At 59.3% G+C, this 14,979-nt stretch carries 12 protein-coding genes; 7 read left to right on the forward strand and 5 right to left on the reverse strand.

Features of this window, described 5'->3' with window-relative positions; all coding sequences use genetic code 11:
* Positions 1-831: 831 nt before the first annotated feature.
* Complete coding sequence (locus OIS50_RS11330; RefSeq protein ID WP_264690755.1) at positions 832-987, reverse strand: class IIb bacteriocin, lactobin A/cerein 7B family; 156 nt, start codon at positions 985-987, stop codon at positions 832-834.
* Positions 988-1,762: 775 nt separating this feature from the next.
* Between OIS50_RS11330 and clpB the strand changes: the two genes are divergently transcribed.
* Positions 1,763-4,378, forward strand: coding sequence for an ATP-dependent chaperone ClpB (gene clpB / locus OIS50_RS11335; protein WP_264690756.1), 2,616 nt, complete (start codon positions 1,763-1,765; stop codon positions 4,376-4,378).
* 235 nt (positions 4,379-4,613) lie between these two features.
* A complete protein-coding gene (locus OIS50_RS11340; protein WP_264690757.1) occupies positions 4,614-6,263 on the forward strand; it encodes a T9SS type A sorting domain-containing protein in 1,650 nt (549 codons plus the stop codon).
* A gap of 123 nt (positions 6,264-6,386) precedes the next feature.
* On the opposite strand, the gene OIS50_RS11345 is transcribed toward OIS50_RS11340, so the two are convergent.
* From OIS50_RS11345 to OIS50_RS11355, 3 genes are all read right to left on the reverse strand, one after another.
* Positions 6,387-7,373 (reverse strand): L-threonylcarbamoyladenylate synthase, encoded by a 987-nt coding sequence (locus tag OIS50_RS11345; protein ID WP_264690758.1) that lies wholly within the window; start codon positions 7,371-7,373, stop codon positions 6,387-6,389.
* Positions 7,374-7,488: 115 nt separating this feature from the next.
* A complete protein-coding gene (locus OIS50_RS11350) occupies positions 7,489-7,971 on the reverse strand; it encodes a hypothetical protein (RefSeq protein WP_264690759.1) in 483 nt (160 codons plus the stop codon).
* A gap of 93 nt (positions 7,972-8,064) precedes the next feature.
* Entirely contained in the window at positions 8,065-8,466 is a 402-nt protein-coding gene (locus OIS50_RS11355) for a hypothetical protein (protein WP_264690760.1), read from the reverse strand.
* A 121-nt stretch (positions 8,467-8,587) separates the two neighbouring features.
* On the opposite strand from OIS50_RS11355, the gene OIS50_RS11360 reads away from it, so the two are divergent.
* The 5 genes from OIS50_RS11360 (at position 8,588) to OIS50_RS11380 (ending at position 13,330) form a co-directional block, all read left to right on the forward strand.
* On the forward strand, positions 8,588-9,202 hold the full coding sequence (locus OIS50_RS11360; protein WP_264690761.1) for a HupE/UreJ family protein: 615 nt from the start codon (positions 8,588-8,590) through the stop codon (positions 9,200-9,202).
* A 179-nt stretch (positions 9,203-9,381) separates the two neighbouring features.
* On the forward strand, positions 9,382-11,742 hold the full coding sequence (locus OIS50_RS11365) for a M1 family metallopeptidase (protein ID WP_264690762.1): 2,361 nt from the start codon (positions 9,382-9,384) through the stop codon (positions 11,740-11,742).
* 60 nt (positions 11,743-11,802) lie between these two features.
* Positions 11,803-12,408, forward strand: a complete 606-nt coding sequence (locus tag OIS50_RS11370; protein WP_264690763.1) for a DUF4279 domain-containing protein — start codon at positions 11,803-11,805, stop codon at positions 12,406-12,408.
* Positions 12,409-12,465: 57 nt separating this feature from the next.
* On the forward strand, positions 12,466-12,840 hold the full coding sequence (locus OIS50_RS11375; RefSeq protein WP_264690764.1) for a PH domain-containing protein: 375 nt from the start codon (positions 12,466-12,468) through the stop codon (positions 12,838-12,840).
* A gap of 88 nt (positions 12,841-12,928) precedes the next feature.
* Positions 12,929-13,330 (forward strand): hypothetical protein, encoded by a 402-nt coding sequence (locus OIS50_RS11380; protein WP_264690765.1) that lies wholly within the window; start codon positions 12,929-12,931, stop codon positions 13,328-13,330.
* An 81-nt stretch (positions 13,331-13,411) separates the two neighbouring features.
* Here the strand turns inward: OIS50_RS11380 and OIS50_RS11385 are convergent, their stop codons facing one another.
* Positions 13,412-14,788, reverse strand: coding sequence for an NAD(P)/FAD-dependent oxidoreductase (locus OIS50_RS11385; RefSeq protein WP_264690766.1), 1,377 nt, complete (start codon positions 14,786-14,788; stop codon positions 13,412-13,414).
* Positions 14,789-14,979: the final 191 nt, after the last annotated feature.

The following is a 14,979-nucleotide window of genomic DNA, read 5'->3' on the forward strand; positions in this document are numbered from 1 at the left end:
CCCGCCGGGGCGGCTGGCGCCAGTAAGCCCGCTCGCCGGGCTACTCCGCTGCATCTGGCTTTGTGTGCAGCAGCACCCACGCCCGCGTAGCTTGCGCTTCGGCGCACCGACTATGGCGGGGGCTGCATTTCCCACCGCCTGCGCCGCTTGCGGATGGGTTTGCGCTAACGTGGCTTGAGTGGAGGTAAAACCTCTACCCTATCGGCGGTTACCAGCTACGAGCTTGCGCCAATAGAGGGGTATCATTTTAGTATCTGTGGTATTCTATCTGCTGAACTGTGGTCATTTGAGAAAATGACTTTATGGGCACGCTACTCCAAAAACATACTCCTTCATCATGTCCCAATTTTGAAGGAACAGCCTCGCTAACCAGAAAGCAGAGACAGAAGTGGCAATCTTTACTAAGCTTCTTTTGCTCATGGGCTTGAAAAATTGAAGTCAGCTGAGGTAATTCCATGGGCAGTATAACTCCAGCCTTGTGGCTCATTTCAGCTAATGAGTCAAGTGCCGCCAAAGCTCCGTGTTGAAACGATGATACACACAGACACCAGCAATCAACTTGGCAGCCAGAAAGCGCTGACAGGCTAGAGCAATCGATGAATGTACCGTATGCAAAATCGCTTTCTGTTGGCCTGAAAACTTTAAAATAGTTTGATCCCCATAAGAACCGCAACCACTACAGCTGAGCACACCAAAAAGCCAACGGCCACCCCATTAAAAATTTCCTTGGGATTAATTTTTTTCCGTTTCATTGTACTTAAATGTCCGCTTGAATAACACGTAATAACTATTGCGGGATACTACTCCCGCAATAGTTATTACGTGCTAGATTTATTTTTTAGCCATCTTCATACCTCCTGCTAAAACTGTAAATGCTGCAGCGCAGGCCGTGAAACCAATGCCCACACCTTTTATAATAAGAGGAATAGCAATAGGCGCCAATCCGCCCTCGGTATGCCGCAGGTCCTCATCATCCAGCGTGCGCAAGGAAAAATAAATTTCGGCTTGATCTAAATTTTGTGCTTGAATGGTTTTTTTATTTTAAGATTTATTATTTAATTATGCCATCTTTTTTAGCTGTGATGTAAATACCTCCAGCCACAAGTGCGCAACACGCCTGGATTCCCCAACATACGCCAATCGCGACAGCAGGTAAAAAGCCACCATCTATGTGCTGCAATTATTCGGCTTCTATCATGGCTACGTCCGAACTCTCGACTTTTTTAAGCAATGATTCCATTGTTTAAAATGGCTAAAAAATGAAAGAATGGGTTTGTATCAGTGAGTATGTCGCGACACTTACTTTCGGATACATCACAAATAACCAAGATAGTATTACTATCGACAACAGTAGTATAATATCATTTTCTTTGATGGTAGCTCATTGGGGCTGAATCCAGTTTAACAGACTATAGGAGCATGGTCGTACTGCGGCGCCTCGGGCTGCGTAAGAATGGGTTGGCGTGCAACGGCACGGAAGGTGGCCACCATCGGAATCTAGTGTCAGCCTACCTAGGCCATAACACTCAAATCATGCCTTGTATGGTAACGGCTGTAACGATCAGGTAGACCGCATATCTACCCCGGTGTCTTATCAGGAGGACCAGAATAGTATTGCAACCTTAACTAAATAAGCCATTATGTCTGATATTCTTCATTAAAGCACATGGCATTCCGACAAAAAGTCCTGTTTCTACCATTAGCCCACCATTTGCTAAGACCGTATCAGCTTAACTAGAGCACCTGAAACAGACTTAGCACTATGAACTTTAACAACTTCACTATCAAGGCCCAGGAGGCCGTGCAGAAGGCTACCGAAATTGCCGGTGGCAATCAGCAGCAGGCCATCGAAACGGGCCACCTCCTGAAAGGGCTCTTTCAGGTGGATGAAAACGTGACCGGGTTCCTGGCCAAGAAGCTCGGCGTGAATCTGAATATCCTCGCCCCGCGCCTCGATGCCATTGTAAATGGCTACCCCAAGGTGAGCGGTGGTGCGCCGTACCTCGCCAACGATGCCGCCGCGGCCCTGCAGCGCGCCAACGGCTTCCTGAAGGAGTTCGACGACGAATACGTGTCGGTAGAGCACCTGCTGCTGGGCTTGCTCGGCGGCCGCGACAGCGTGGCTACGCTGCTCAAAGACACGGGCTTCAACGAGAAAGACCTGAAAGCCGCCATCAAAGAGCTGCGGGGCGGCCGCAAAGTAACCAGCCAGTCGGCCGAAGACCAGTACCAAAGCCTGAACCGCTACGCCCGCAACCTGAACGAGCAGGTACGCTCGGGCAAGATGGACCCGGTAATTGGCCGCGACGAGGAAATCCGCCGCGTGCTGCAAATCCTGTCGCGCCGCACCAAGAACAACCCCGTGCTCCTGGGTGAGCCGGGCGTGGGTAAAACCGCCATTGTGGAGGGCCTGGCCCAGCGCATCGTGGCCGGCGACGTGCCCGAGAACCTGAAGGACAAGACCATCATGTCGCTCGACATGGGCTTGCTCATTGCCGGTGCCAAGTACAAGGGCGAGTTTGAGGAGCGCCTCAAGTCCGTCATCAAAGAAGTAACCGACTCCGAAGGCCAGATCATCCTGTTCATCGACGAGATGCACACGCTGATTGGCGCCGGCGCGGGCGGTGAAGGCGCCATGGATGCTGCCAACCTGCTTAAGCCAGCCTTGGCCCGCGGCGAGCTGCACTCCATTGGCGCTACCACGCTCAAGGAGTACCAGAAGTACATCGAGAAGGACAAGGCGCTGGAGCGCCGCTTCCAGGCCGTGATGGTGGACGAGCCCTCGGTGGAGGACGCCATCAGCATCATGCGCGGTATTAAGGAGAAGTACGAGCTGCACCACGGCGTGCGCATCACCGACGATGCCGTGATTGCCGCCGTGGAGCTGTCGAGCCGCTACATCACCGACCGTTTCCTGCCCGACAAAGCCATCGACCTGATGGACGAGGCCGCCGCCAAGCTCCGTATCGAGCTGAACTCCATGCCCGTGGAGCTCGACGAGGTGCAGCGCCGCATTATGCAGCTGGAGATTGAGCGCGAAGCCATCCGGCGCGAAGACAACAAGGACCGCGAGGCCGTGCTGAACAAGGAACTGGCCGAGCTCAGCTCGAAGCGCGACGACCTGAAAGCCCGTTGGGAATCGGAGAAAAACGTGCTCAACGACATCCAGACGGCCAAAGAGCAGATTGAGCGTTTTAAGCTGGAAGCCGAGCAGGCCGAGCGCCAGGGTGACTACGGTCGCGTGGCCGAGCTGCGCTACGGCAAGATTCAGGAAGCCGAAGCCAAGCTGAAAACCCTGCAGGAGCAAGCCAACCAGCAAAAAGACGGCGGCTCGATGCTGCAGGAGGTGGTTACTTCGGAAGACATTGCCGAAGTAGTAGCCAAGTGGACGGGCATTCCGGTAAGCAAAATGCTGCAGTCGGACCGCGAGAAGTTGCTCAACCTCGAAGCCGAGTTGGGCAAGCGCGTAGCCGGCCAGAGCGAAGCCATTGCGGCCATCTCGGATGCGGTGCGCCGCTCGCGGGCCGGTTTGCAGGACCCCAAGCGCCCCATCGGCTCGTTCATCTTCCTGGGTACCACCGGCGTGGGTAAAACGGAGCTGGCCAAGGCCCTGGCCGAGTACTTGTTCAACGACGAAAACGCCATGGTGCGCATCGATATGAGCGAGTACCAGGAGCGCCACGCCGTGTCGCGCCTGATTGGTGCGCCTCCCGGCTACGTGGGCTACGACGAGGGTGGTCAGCTTACCGAAGCCGTGCGCCGCAAGCCGTACTCGGTAATCCTGCTCGACGAGATTGAGAAGGCCCACCCCGACGTGTTCAACATCCTGCTGCAGGTGCTCGACGATGGCCGCCTCACCGACAACAAGGGTCGGGTGGCGAACTTCAAGAACACCATCATCATCATGACCTCGAACACGGGCGCCGACATCATTCAGAAGAACTTTAAAGAGCTGAATGAATACAACCACGACGAGGTGGTAGACCGTACCCGCGACGAAGTGGTGGAGCGCCTGAAGCAGCACATGCGCCCCGAGTTCCTGAACCGCATCGACGAGATTGTGATGTTCCAGCCGCTCAAGCGCCGCGAGATTCGCAAGATTGTCGACATCCAGTTCAAGCAGATTCAGCACCGCCTCGAAGAAGCCGGCATCCGCCTGGAAGCCACCGACGAGGTGCTCGACTACCTAGGCGAACAAGGCTTCGACCCGCAGTTTGGCGCCCGCCCGCTCAAGCGCGTGCTGCAGCGGCAGATCCTGAACGAGCTGTCGAAGGAAATTCTCTCGGGCAAGGTGTCGAAGGACGCCGTGGTGGAAGCCGTGCTCGACGGCGGCCACATCCGTTTCGAGAACGTGAACGTGCAGATTCCGGGCATGTAAGCACAGCTCTGCCGTAGCGCACTGTAGCGCGGACTTCAGTCTGCCGCCCACAGATAGTAACCTAAACACCCCGCCAGTGCTTGCTACTGGCGGGGTGTTTTGCTTTTACAGCACCAGTACAAGAAGCTCGTTCCTAAAATTTTTTATCCCCGATACAACGCAAGCGGGCCTATGGCGGTCAGGCATATAAAACCATTGAGATTCTTACGCCCTCTATCCCCACCGTTGTTTGCCTATGAAATCTGTGCTACGCCTCTGCCTACCGGCTTTGCTGCTGTACCACCTAGGGGCTCTGCAGCCGCTACAAGCACAAAGCCCTGTTGCCGATTACACGTTTGGCGGCACAGCCACGGAGGGGTGCGCGGGCGCCTTGCTAACGGCCGATGGCAACCTGCTCCTCGGTGGCTTCACGCAATCGGGCGTGGGTGGCGATGTAAGCCAACCCGAACGCGGCACACCAGCCATAAACAACAACGATTACTGGCTGCTGAAGACGGATTTGCAAGGCCGCAAGCTGTGGGACAAACGTTACGGTGCCTCCGGCGACGACCGACTGGTAAAGCTGCTGGCTACCCCCGATGGCGGTTTTTTGCTCTGCGGCTGGTCGAACTCGGGGGCTGAGCTCGACAAGACGGAACCCTCCCGCGGTGGCACCGACTATTGGGTGGTGAAAGTAGACGCGCAAGGCAACAAGCTGTGGGATAAACGCTTTGGCACCTCTGGCAACGATATGCTTACCGGCGCTGCCGTTGCGGCCGATGGTAGCTGCCTGTTGGTAGGCCAATCCAGCAACGACACCAACCCCGCCCCCGATGCCGACCGCACCGAGGCGCTGCAGGGCCGCAGCGACGTTTGGATGGTGAAGCTCGACGCCAACGGCAACAAGTTGTGGGATAAACGCCTGGGCGGTGCCGCCGACGACTACGCTTACGGTGTGGTTTCCCTAGGTACTGACTTTGCAATTGCCGCGCTGCCCTTTTTCCCCGCTGGGAGCACCACGCTTGGCGGCGACGTATCGGGCAATACCAAAGGCGAATACGATTACTGGGTTGCGAGGATTGATGCCCAGGGCAACAAGGTATGGGACCGTTTGTATGGCGGCAGCGGCAACGAAACGGCATGGGCGCTGTTGGCCACTCCCGATGGCGGCCTGCTGGTGTCGGGCAACTCCAGCTCGCCTGTAAGCGGCGACAAAAGTACCGCCGACAACAACAAAGAATGCTGGGTAATCAAGCTCGACGCGCAAGGCAACAAGCAGTGGGACAGGGTGTACGGCACCACCCTGATGGAGCGCATCACCACGCTGCAGCTAAACCCGCGCGGCGGCTACCTGCTCGGGGGCTGGACGGGCCGATTGTCGCCGGCCGGAGATGCCGACGATGTGCCCTTTAACTACTGGTTGGTTGATGTGGATGCGAATGGTACGCAACGCTCGGAGAAATCCTTTGGCGGCGCGGCCAACGAGTACATAACAGATGTTGTGCCCTTACCCGGCAACAGCCTGATACTAGCCGGCACTTCGCAATCCGGCATCAGCGGCGACAAAACCAGCGCTGGCCGCGGCGGCAGCGACATTTGGCTGTTGAAGCTAACGGCCAACCCGCTCAGCGGGCTGGTTTCTGCCCCGGTTGAGAAATCGGCCGCATTGTACCCCAACCCGGCAGCGTCCTCCGCTACCCTGCGCCTGGCTGGCCTCAGCGGCCAGGCCGATGCCCGCGTGGAGCTGATTAGCTCCTTGGGCAAAGTGCTGCAATCGTACCAGGTGCCAGTAAACCACGGCGCAATCAGCCAGCAGCTCCAGCTTTCGGGTTTGCCCAGGGGTGTGTACTATGTGCGGGTTCAAACCCCGCAAGGCCGGCTTACCGAGCGCCTCCTGGTAGAATAGCGCAACCGCACCAAAAAAAGACCGCGGGCACCTAGGCATACAGTGCCTTGGTGCCCGCGGGCCTATGTGCTTTGGGGCAGCCGTTGGCTTTACACCAGCTCCTGTTTTACAGCCAGCATGCGCTTAGGCGCGCGCGGCGGCTTTCTCCAGGCGCTCGTTCAGGGCCATGCCGATGCCGGTTTCCGGGAAGCGTTCGGCCAGCAGGTGCTGCAGGCCGAGGCCATCGAGGTGGTGCAGGGCGGCGTAGAGGCCGTGGGCGGCTTCGGCGAGGTTGCCGCGGCCGGGGCTGAGCACCACTTGCTGCTCGGGGGGCAAGCCGGGCAGCGGGTCGCGGAAGGTGAGTGCGCCGGTGCTGCCGGCCTCAAAAGCCGGCGCGGCACCTAGGCCGGGGCCAAAAAGCTGCAGCGGCGTGTGGGGCGAGTAGTGGTAGGGCAGCAAGCCGGGGCTGGCCACGCGCTGCGCCTTTTCGGCGGCGGTGCGCAGGCGCGCCGTGGGCACCACCTGCTGCAGCGCTTCCAGCGAAATAGCGCCGGGGCGGTACACCACCGGCTCGCCAGCTGGCCCAAAGCCTACCACGGTGCTTTCGATGCCGGCCTGGCAGGCGCCGCCATCGAGCACGTACGGGATTTTGCCGCCCAGCTGCCGCAGCACGTGCTCGGGCAAGGTAGGGCTGATGTAGCCGAAGGGGTTGGCCGAGGGCGCCGCCAGCGGAAAATCGAGCTGGTGCAGCAACTCCTGCACCAGCGGGTGCGCCGGGATGCGCACGGCCACATCGGGCAAGCCGGCCGTTACGGTATCGGGCACTACGGCAGGCTCGCGCGGGAGCAGCAGCGTAAGCGGGCCGGGGCTGAAGGCAGCCAGTAGCGTGTGGGCCGCGGCAGGCACGGCCTCGGGGCGCACGTAGCCGCCTAGGTGCTCGGGGCTGGCAAAGTGCAGGATGAGCGGGTTGCTGAGCGGGCGGCCCTTCACCGCAAAAATGCGCTGCAGGCTGTCTTCGCGCAGGCCGTGGCCGGCCAGGCCGTACACGGTTTCCGTGGGTATGGCTACCAATTCGCCGGCCCGCAGCAAGGCGGCAGCGCGCGCGACATCGGTCCCTAATAGTGTCTCCATAACATAGCACGCCGCAGCATCGGTGCGTAACGCGGGGCGAAGGTAGCGGCGCGGCCGGTTATCGGCTGCTACCGCCGCGAACTGCGCCCGCACCTAGGCAAACAGCGCGGCAGCGCTAGCGGTTGCGCCGCTCGCGCTTGGCGCGCCATTTGGCGGCTTTGGCAAAATGGCGCGGGCGCAGTTCGCGGCGGTAGCGCTCGGGCAAGGGCTGGCCGGCGTCGTAGTTTATCTGCAATTGCTGCAACGTGCCCAGGTTGTAGGTACTGTTGCGCACTAGCAGGTAGGCCAGGCCGCCGCCCATCAGCAGCACGCCGGCCGCCACGGCCCCGCCCGAGGGCGCGGTTTCAACCCAGCTGCCGGAGTACACGTCGTACTCGCGCTGCTTCGTCGACATCAGGGCCACGCCTGGCATCGCCAGCGTGAGGGGCAGGTGGCCGCCGCGGCGCTTCATCGTGAACATGGCCGACAACGCCTCCAGCGTATCGGTGCGCGAGTAGGCGGCGGGGCCGGGCGCAGCCGCGGGCGCGGCCGGCGCCTGGGCAAAGCCCGTAGCGGCCAACCCGCTCAGGGCCAGCGTGCAGAGTAACTGTTTGAGCATGCAGCTGATTTCGAATGCGGATTCAGAAAAAAGATAGCCCTAGGTCGGGGGTGCCCGGCCGCCACCCGGGCACCCCCGACCTAGGGCGCCGGGCTACTGCGCCCGGAAGTACTCGGGCCGCAGGCGCCGCCGGATGTGCGCCGGCAGCGGCTTGCCCTGCTGGTATTGCTTGATGTAGAACTCTTCTTTTTTGCTGCCAAAGCGCGCGAGCTTGCCAATGCCCACGGCCAAAAAAGGAGCAGCCAGCACGCCCGAAGCCGCTACGCCATCGGCGCCGCTGCTGGCCAGCACCCCGCGCAGCAGCACCAGCGAGCCTACCGCCGTGAACACCGTACCGCCGTTGCGGCGCTTCCGAAACAGGGTTTGCACGGCCTGCACCGAGTCGTTTTTGGCTGCTACCTGCGGCGCGGCGGCCTGGGCGGCCTCAATGGGCGGGGTGGGTTTTTCGGGCAGCGAGGGAGTGGTTTGGGCCGATGCTCCGGCTGCCGAAAGCACCAACAACCCAGCCGCTAATATTTGCTTGCGCGTCTGAATCCTAGGAGAAATGATTTGTGCAAGATAACGCCCGGCACCTCAACAGTAGTACAGATTTGCGCCGGGCGTATAGCTTTGCCGCATGTCCGTTTTCCAGACTTACCTGCAGCTGGGCTTCTACCACATCTTCAACCTGCAGGCCTACGACCACCTCGTGTTCTTGCTGGCGCTGTGCGCCCCCTACGTGCTCGGCGACTGGCGCCGCGTAGTGGCCCTGGTTACCAGCTTCACCATTGGCCACTCCATCACGCTGGCTTTGGCTACCCTAGGTGTTATTGCGTTCGATGCAGCCATCATCGAGGCGCTCATTCCCGTTACCATCCTGCTTACCTGCCTGGCCAACCTGCTGCGGGTAGGCCGCCTCGAGCCGCGCCGCAACGATACCCGCCGCGCCGAGCCCGTTGTGCTAACCTTGCCCAACTTGCTGGCAGCCGTGTTCGGGCTGATTCACGGCCTAGGCTTTTCAAACTACCTGCGCGAGCTGCTGGGCCAGAACAGCCGCCCCGTGCTCGAGCTGTTTGCCTTTAACCTAGGCGTGGAGCTGGGCCAGCTGCTGATTGTGCTCATCATTCTGCTCGTTGGGTTTGTGGTGCTGCGCGGCTTCGGGGCCACCCGCCGCGACTGGGTACTGGTGGTAAGCGGTGCCGCCGCGGGCATAGCTACCGTACTGCTGCTTGGGCAGTTAACCGGTGCCTAGCCGATAGATTTATCACCTAACCGGCAACTTTTTTCATCCTGCTGGTTTTTCAGCACTGCTCACGCAGCCGTTGCACTGCCCCGGTGTTATTGCCGATCAGCAATAGTAACTTTCGGGGTTAGCTGAGTTTTAGCCACTGCAAGCTACCTTACAAGTCCATTCTGCCTCACTCACCATCCATGCGTTTTCGCCTACTATTAGCCGCGGGAGTTGCGCTGGCTTTGGCCGCACCGGCCGTTGCGCAGCAAACCCACTCCGGCACCGACAAATTTGCCCAGCTCGGCACCGAGCTGCCCACGCCCAACACCTACCGCACGGCATCGGGTGCGCCGGGCAAGGATTACTGGCAGCAGCGCGCCGACTACAACATTAAGGTAACGCTCAACGACGAGAACCAGAGCATCACCGGCACCGAGGATATTACCTACACCAACCTCTCGCCCGATAAGCTCTCGTACCTCTGGCTGCAGCTCGACGCGAACATTTACCATCCGCAGTCGATGACGGCCCTGACGCAGACCGCCGAGCTGCGCGACCGGATGTCGTTTCAGGCCATGGAGTACCTGCAGCGCACCGGCTTCGATGGCTCGTTCAAAATCGACGACATTCGGTTGAAAGGTGCCGGCAAGCAGTTGCCCCACACCATCAACTACACCATGATGCGGGTGGATTTGCCGCAGCCGCTGGCGCCTAAGCAGTCGGTAACTTTCACGGTGAAGTGGCACTACACCGTAAACGACCAGAAAGCCACCGGTGGCCGCTCGGGCTACGAGTTTTTCCCCGAGGATAAGAATTACCTCTACGAGATTGCGCAGTTCTACCCGCGCATGGCCGTGTACGACGACGTGAACGGCTGGCAGCACAAGCAGTTCCTGGGCGGCGGCGAGTTTACCCTGCCTTTCGGCGACTACCGCGTGAGCATCACGGCCCCCGCCGACCACGTGGTGGGCGCTACCGGCGTGCTGCAAAATCCCGATCAGGTGCTCACCGCTACCCAGCGCAAGCGCCTGGAGCGCGCCAAAACGGCCAAAAGCCCCGTAGTGATTGTGGAGCAGCCCGAGGCCGTAAAGGCCGAGCAAGGCCGCGCCAAAGCCACCAAAACCTGGGTGTACGCCGCCAAAAACGTGCGCGACTTTGCCTGGGCTTCGTCGCGTAAGTTTATCTGGGATGCCATGGGCCTGAACATCGAGGGCAAGCCCGTAATGGCCATGTCGTACTACCCCAAGGAGGCCAACCCGCTGTGGGGCAAGTACTCTACCGAATCGGTGGCGCACACCTTGCGCGTGTACTCGCGCATGACGGTGCCCTACCAGTACCCCGTAGCCATTTCGGTGCACGGCCCCATCGGCGGCATGGAGTACCCCATGCTATGCTTCAACGGCTACCGCCCCGAGAAAGACGGCACCTACTCGGCCAACACCAAGTACGGCCTGATTTCGGTAGTTATCCACGAGGTGGGTCACAACTTCTTCCCGATGATTGTGAACTCGGATGAGCGCCAGTGGACGTGGATGGACGAAGGCCTGAACACCTTCATGCAGTACCTCACCGAGCAGGAATGGGAGCGTGGCTACCCCTCGCGCCGCGGCGAGCCGAGCCAGATTGTGCCCTACATGAGCATGGCCCAAAACCTGCAGAACCCGATCATGACGAACTCAGAATCGGTATTGCAGCTGGGCAACAACGCCTACGGCAAACCCGCCACGGCCCTGAACATTCTGCGCGAAACGGTAATGGGCCGCGACCTGTTCGACTTCGCTTTCAAGACCTACGCTAAGCGCTGGGCCTACAAGCACCCCAGCCCGGCCGACTTCTTCCGGACCATGGAAGACGCTTCGGGCGTTGACCTCGACTGGTTCTGGCGCGGCTGGTTCTACGGCACCGAGCACACCGACATTAGCATCGAGGGCGTGCAGTGGTACAAAGCCGATTCGAAGAACCCCGAAATTGAAAATGCCCGCCGCCGCGAGGAGCTGAACGCCGCTCCGCAGAGCCTCTCGCAGCAGCGCAGCCTGCAGGACATCAAGAAGACGCTCGTTGACGACAAGCCCGAGCTGAAGGACTTCTACAACAGCTTCGACGCGCTGGCCGTAACCGACGCCGACAAGGCTCGCTACCAGAAGTACGTTTCGGGGCTGAACCCCGAGCAGCAGCAAATCCTGAGCAAGGGCCTCAACTTCTACCAGGTAAACCTGAAGAACCTAGGGGGCCTGGTAATGCCGGTCATCATTCAGATGACCTACAACGACGGCACCCAAGAGATTGTGAACATCCCGGCCGAAATCTGGCGCAAGAACAACGCCGAGGTAACCAAGGTGTTCATCACCGAGAAGCCGGTGGCCTCGTTCACCCTCGACCCGCTCGGCCAAACGGCCGACACCGACCTGTCGAACAACGGTTTCCCGCGTAAGCTGGCTCCCTCGCGCTTCGAGCTGTTCCAGCAGCAGCAACAAGCCCAGCCGAACCCCATGCAGCAGCGCAACGTGTCGTCGCAGCAGCCGCAGCAAGGCGGTGGCACCACGGGCGGCGGTACTCGCTAATCCTGCTTTCGTTTAGCTTTGAACAGCCGGGCCGTTTGGTCCGGCTGTTTTTGTTGGGTCATGGATTATAGCGTTGTCGAGTCTGTTGCTGCAAAAGAGGTACTTGAGCAAAGACTTGATCTTACTCGCCAGTATCTCGCGAACCACCGTGTTTGCCTCGAGCATGGAAAACCGCTGGTAGCTCATGTGCAATTCAAACACGACCAGGTATTCAGTAGAGCTGTAGTATACTTTTCTCTCGAGGATCAACGCTTCTTTTTAGCTGTGGTAGTAGAGCAAACCACAAATGCAGAAGTCAGCTGGGTTTATATAGAAGCTGGGTCCTTGGTTTACCTAAGCATCAGCAATTCAGGAGCTGATGTAGAAGACCTTCCCTTTACGCCAACTAAGATTACCAAACACGGCTTTGAGTACGCAGTAAATGCGAACGAGCCTGGTGACGTGAGCGAGAAGGTAGAAATCCTTGTACAGTCGCTCATTCCGTTTAGCAGGCAAATCACTGAACTTTCCAAGCGTACCACTATCTGCTTACATGTGGCTTATTATGGTTATGCGCATAGCATGTCGGGCCTGCACTTGTCGGCAAAAGTTATTGGTTTGCTAAGTGAAATGAATATTGCCGTCGACCTCGACTTGTACGCCGACGGTAATGCACTGCCTGATTAATGCGACTTCAAGCTTGGCGTTTACGTGTATCTTACCCCTTCACAACCTTCAAACACCATGGGCCTCCTCGACGCAATACTCGGCAACGCTTCGGAAAGCGACATTCAGGAAACGCAACAAGAACTTGCCCGCATTCTGGCTGCCAATGAGCGCGTGGAAAAAGCCTACGCCATCATCCGCGACCAAATCATCTTCACCAACAAGCGCCTGATTTTGGTGGACAAGCAAGGCATGACGGGCAAGAAGAAGGAGTTCCTGAGCGTGCCCTACCGCAGCATCGAGCGGTTTTCGATGGAAACCACCGGCCACTTCGACCTCGATGCCGAGCTCAAAATCTGGATACGCGGGCAGGCCGAGCCCATCAGCAAAAACTTCCGCAACGACCAGAACATCCACGACATCAGCCGCGCCTTGGCCGAGTACGCACTCTAGGTTGCCTAGGTCTTTTTTGCACAGGCAGCCAACCTTACCTAGGGTAGCTGCCTCTTATGAGCAGCAGTCCACTCCTGCTCCGTTATCTATGAACCTACGAGTACCTTCCGTTTGGCTCGGGTTGGCAGCCAGCTTTCTGCTTGTTAGCTGCGGCAACGCCGATGATGACCCGCAACCCTGCACCGCGGCTACCGTGCTAGGCGCGCATTGCGGCTCGCCCAGCGGCAACTACGGCTACGTGCTGGAAGTACCCGCCGATTACCCTTCCTCCGTTTCCTGGACCAACCCAGCCACCGGCACCAACTACAAGCACGTGGTAACGGCGCTTAACCTACCCGCCGAGCTGCAGCACCCCGGGCACAAAGTCTACTTTCAGGCGCACCCAGCTACCAACGCCGAGCTAGCTGCCCTAGGTGCCCGCACGGCCGACTGCCCGGCACCGCCCCTGCTGATTACGCTGGAGGGCGTAAGCACCACCCCCTGCCAGTAACTCCGCTGCCACGCGCATGTAAAACCACAGGCCCCGTTGCTCAGCTGAGCAGCGGGGCCTGTGGTTTTAGCGCCCTAGGTGCTAGGCAGCCGGCTTTTGAATGGCAGGCGGCGTGGGGTTGTACTGCGGCGTAGCCACCTGGTGCTCGGCCGTGCGCTTGCCTTTGTCGTCCTTCATGTCGCGGCGGTTGAAGGGGCGAATGATGAGGCGCAGGGCCTGATCGGAGGCGAAGTAGCTGAAGGCCCAGTCGACAAAAGCCACCACTTTGTTGCGGAAGCCGACGAGCGTCATCAGGTGCACAAACAGCCACGTGAGCCAGCCCAGGAAGCCACGGAAGTGCACGTCCTTGGGCAAATCGACTACGGCTTTGTTGCGCGCCACAATGGCCATTACGCCTTTGTTGAAGTACTTGAACGGCACGGGCTGCTCGCGGCGCATCAGGCGGCGGAAGTTCTCGGCCAGGTGCTCGGCCTGCTGCTGCGCCACGGGGGCCAGCATGGGCATACCCTTGGGCATGTCTTCGGTTACCATGTTGGCCACGTCGCCGATGGCAAACACGTTGTCGAAGCCTTCTACCAGGTTCCACTGATTAACGGTGACCCGCTTGTTGCGCGTAACCACCTGCTCGGGCAAGCCGGGCAGGGCGGCGCCGTTCACGCCGGCGGCCCAGATCAGGTTTTCCGTCGGGATGTAATCGGTTTCGGTGTAGTAGGCACGGCAGTCTTCGTAGCGCTTGATGCCGGTGTTCAGGCGCACATCCACGCCCAGCTCCTGCAAGTAGCGCAAGGCCTCCTGCTGCGATTTTTGCGACATCGGACCTAGGAGCGCCGGGCCGGCCTCCACCAGAATGATGTTCATCTCCTTCAGGTCGAGCTCGGGGTAATCTTTGGGCAGCACCGTGCGGCGCATTTCGGCCAGCGAGCCGCTGATTTCGACGCCCGTAGGACCGCCGCCTACCACCACAATGTTCATGAGGGCCTGCCGCTGGGCAGGGTCCTCTTTGAGCAGGGCTTTTTCGAAGTTCTGGAAGATGTAGCTGCGCAGGTTCAGGGCATTCGGTATGCTCTTGATCTGCATGGCATTGCGCTCGATGCTCTCGATGCCGAAGAAGTTGGTGAGCGAACCGGTAGCCAGCACCAGGTAGTCGTAGCTGATGTCGCCAATGTTGGTATGTACCAAATTGCTAGCGGTATCAACGCGCTCCACATCGGCCATGCGGTAGAAGAAGTTCTTCTGCCCCGCAAAGATCTTGCGGATGGGGTAGGCAATGCTATCGGCCTCGAGGGCACCCGTGGCTACCTGGTAGAGCAGCGGCTGAAAATTATGATAGTTATGGCGGTCGATTACGACCACCTGCACCGGGTCGTGTTTGAGCGACTGAGCGAGGCGCATTCCGCCAAAGCCGCAGCCGATGATAACAACACGTGGGTGGTTCGATTTCGGAAGGTTCGTATCCATGGCAAACCGGGATGATAACGCGCCAAGGTAAGCGCGCCACGGCACAATTTGGCCGTTTCTGAGCTTTACCGGAAAAGCGGGTTTTCGGTTGCCTCACCCCCGGCCCCCCTCCGAGGAAGAGGGGAGCCACGGCGGCGCGAAAGTCAGCAACATCAGCGACGATTGCGGCGGTTGCGGCTTGCGCCTCCGCC

This window comes from Hymenobacter sp. YIM 151858-1 (genome assembly GCF_025979705.1).
Lineage (GTDB): Bacteria > Bacteroidota > Bacteroidia > Cytophagales > Hymenobacteraceae > Solirubrum.

What these genes read in the sequence shown, in the direction of transcription:
- clpB (WP_264690756.1), top strand. Translation starts at nt 1,763, where the DNA reads ATGAACTTTAACAACTTCACTATCAAGGCCCAGGAGGCCGTGCAGAAG.
- OIS50_RS11340 (WP_264690757.1), top strand. Translation starts at nt 4,614, where the DNA reads ATGAAATCTGTGCTACGCCTCTGCCTACCGGCTTTGCTGCTGTACCAC.
- OIS50_RS11345 (WP_264690758.1), bottom strand. Translation starts at nt 7,373, where the DNA reads ATGGAGACACTATTAGGGACCGATGTCGCGCGCGCTGCCGCCTTGCTG.
- OIS50_RS11350 (WP_264690759.1), bottom strand. Translation starts at nt 7,971, where the DNA reads ATGCTCAAACAGTTACTCTGCACGCTGGCCCTGAGCGGGTTGGCCGCT.
- OIS50_RS11360 (WP_264690761.1), top strand. Translation starts at nt 8,588, where the DNA reads ATGTCCGTTTTCCAGACTTACCTGCAGCTGGGCTTCTACCACATCTTC.
- OIS50_RS11365 (WP_264690762.1), top strand. Translation starts at nt 9,382, where the DNA reads ATGCGTTTTCGCCTACTATTAGCCGCGGGAGTTGCGCTGGCTTTGGCC.
- OIS50_RS11370 (WP_264690763.1), top strand. Translation starts at nt 11,803, where the DNA reads ATGGATTATAGCGTTGTCGAGTCTGTTGCTGCAAAAGAGGTACTTGAG.
- OIS50_RS11375 (WP_264690764.1), top strand. Translation starts at nt 12,466, where the DNA reads ATGGGCCTCCTCGACGCAATACTCGGCAACGCTTCGGAAAGCGACATT.
- OIS50_RS11380 (WP_264690765.1), top strand. Translation starts at nt 12,929, where the DNA reads ATGAACCTACGAGTACCTTCCGTTTGGCTCGGGTTGGCAGCCAGCTTT.
- OIS50_RS11385 (WP_264690766.1), bottom strand. Translation starts at nt 14,788, where the DNA reads ATGGATACGAACCTTCCGAAATCGAACCACCCACGTGTTGTTATCATC.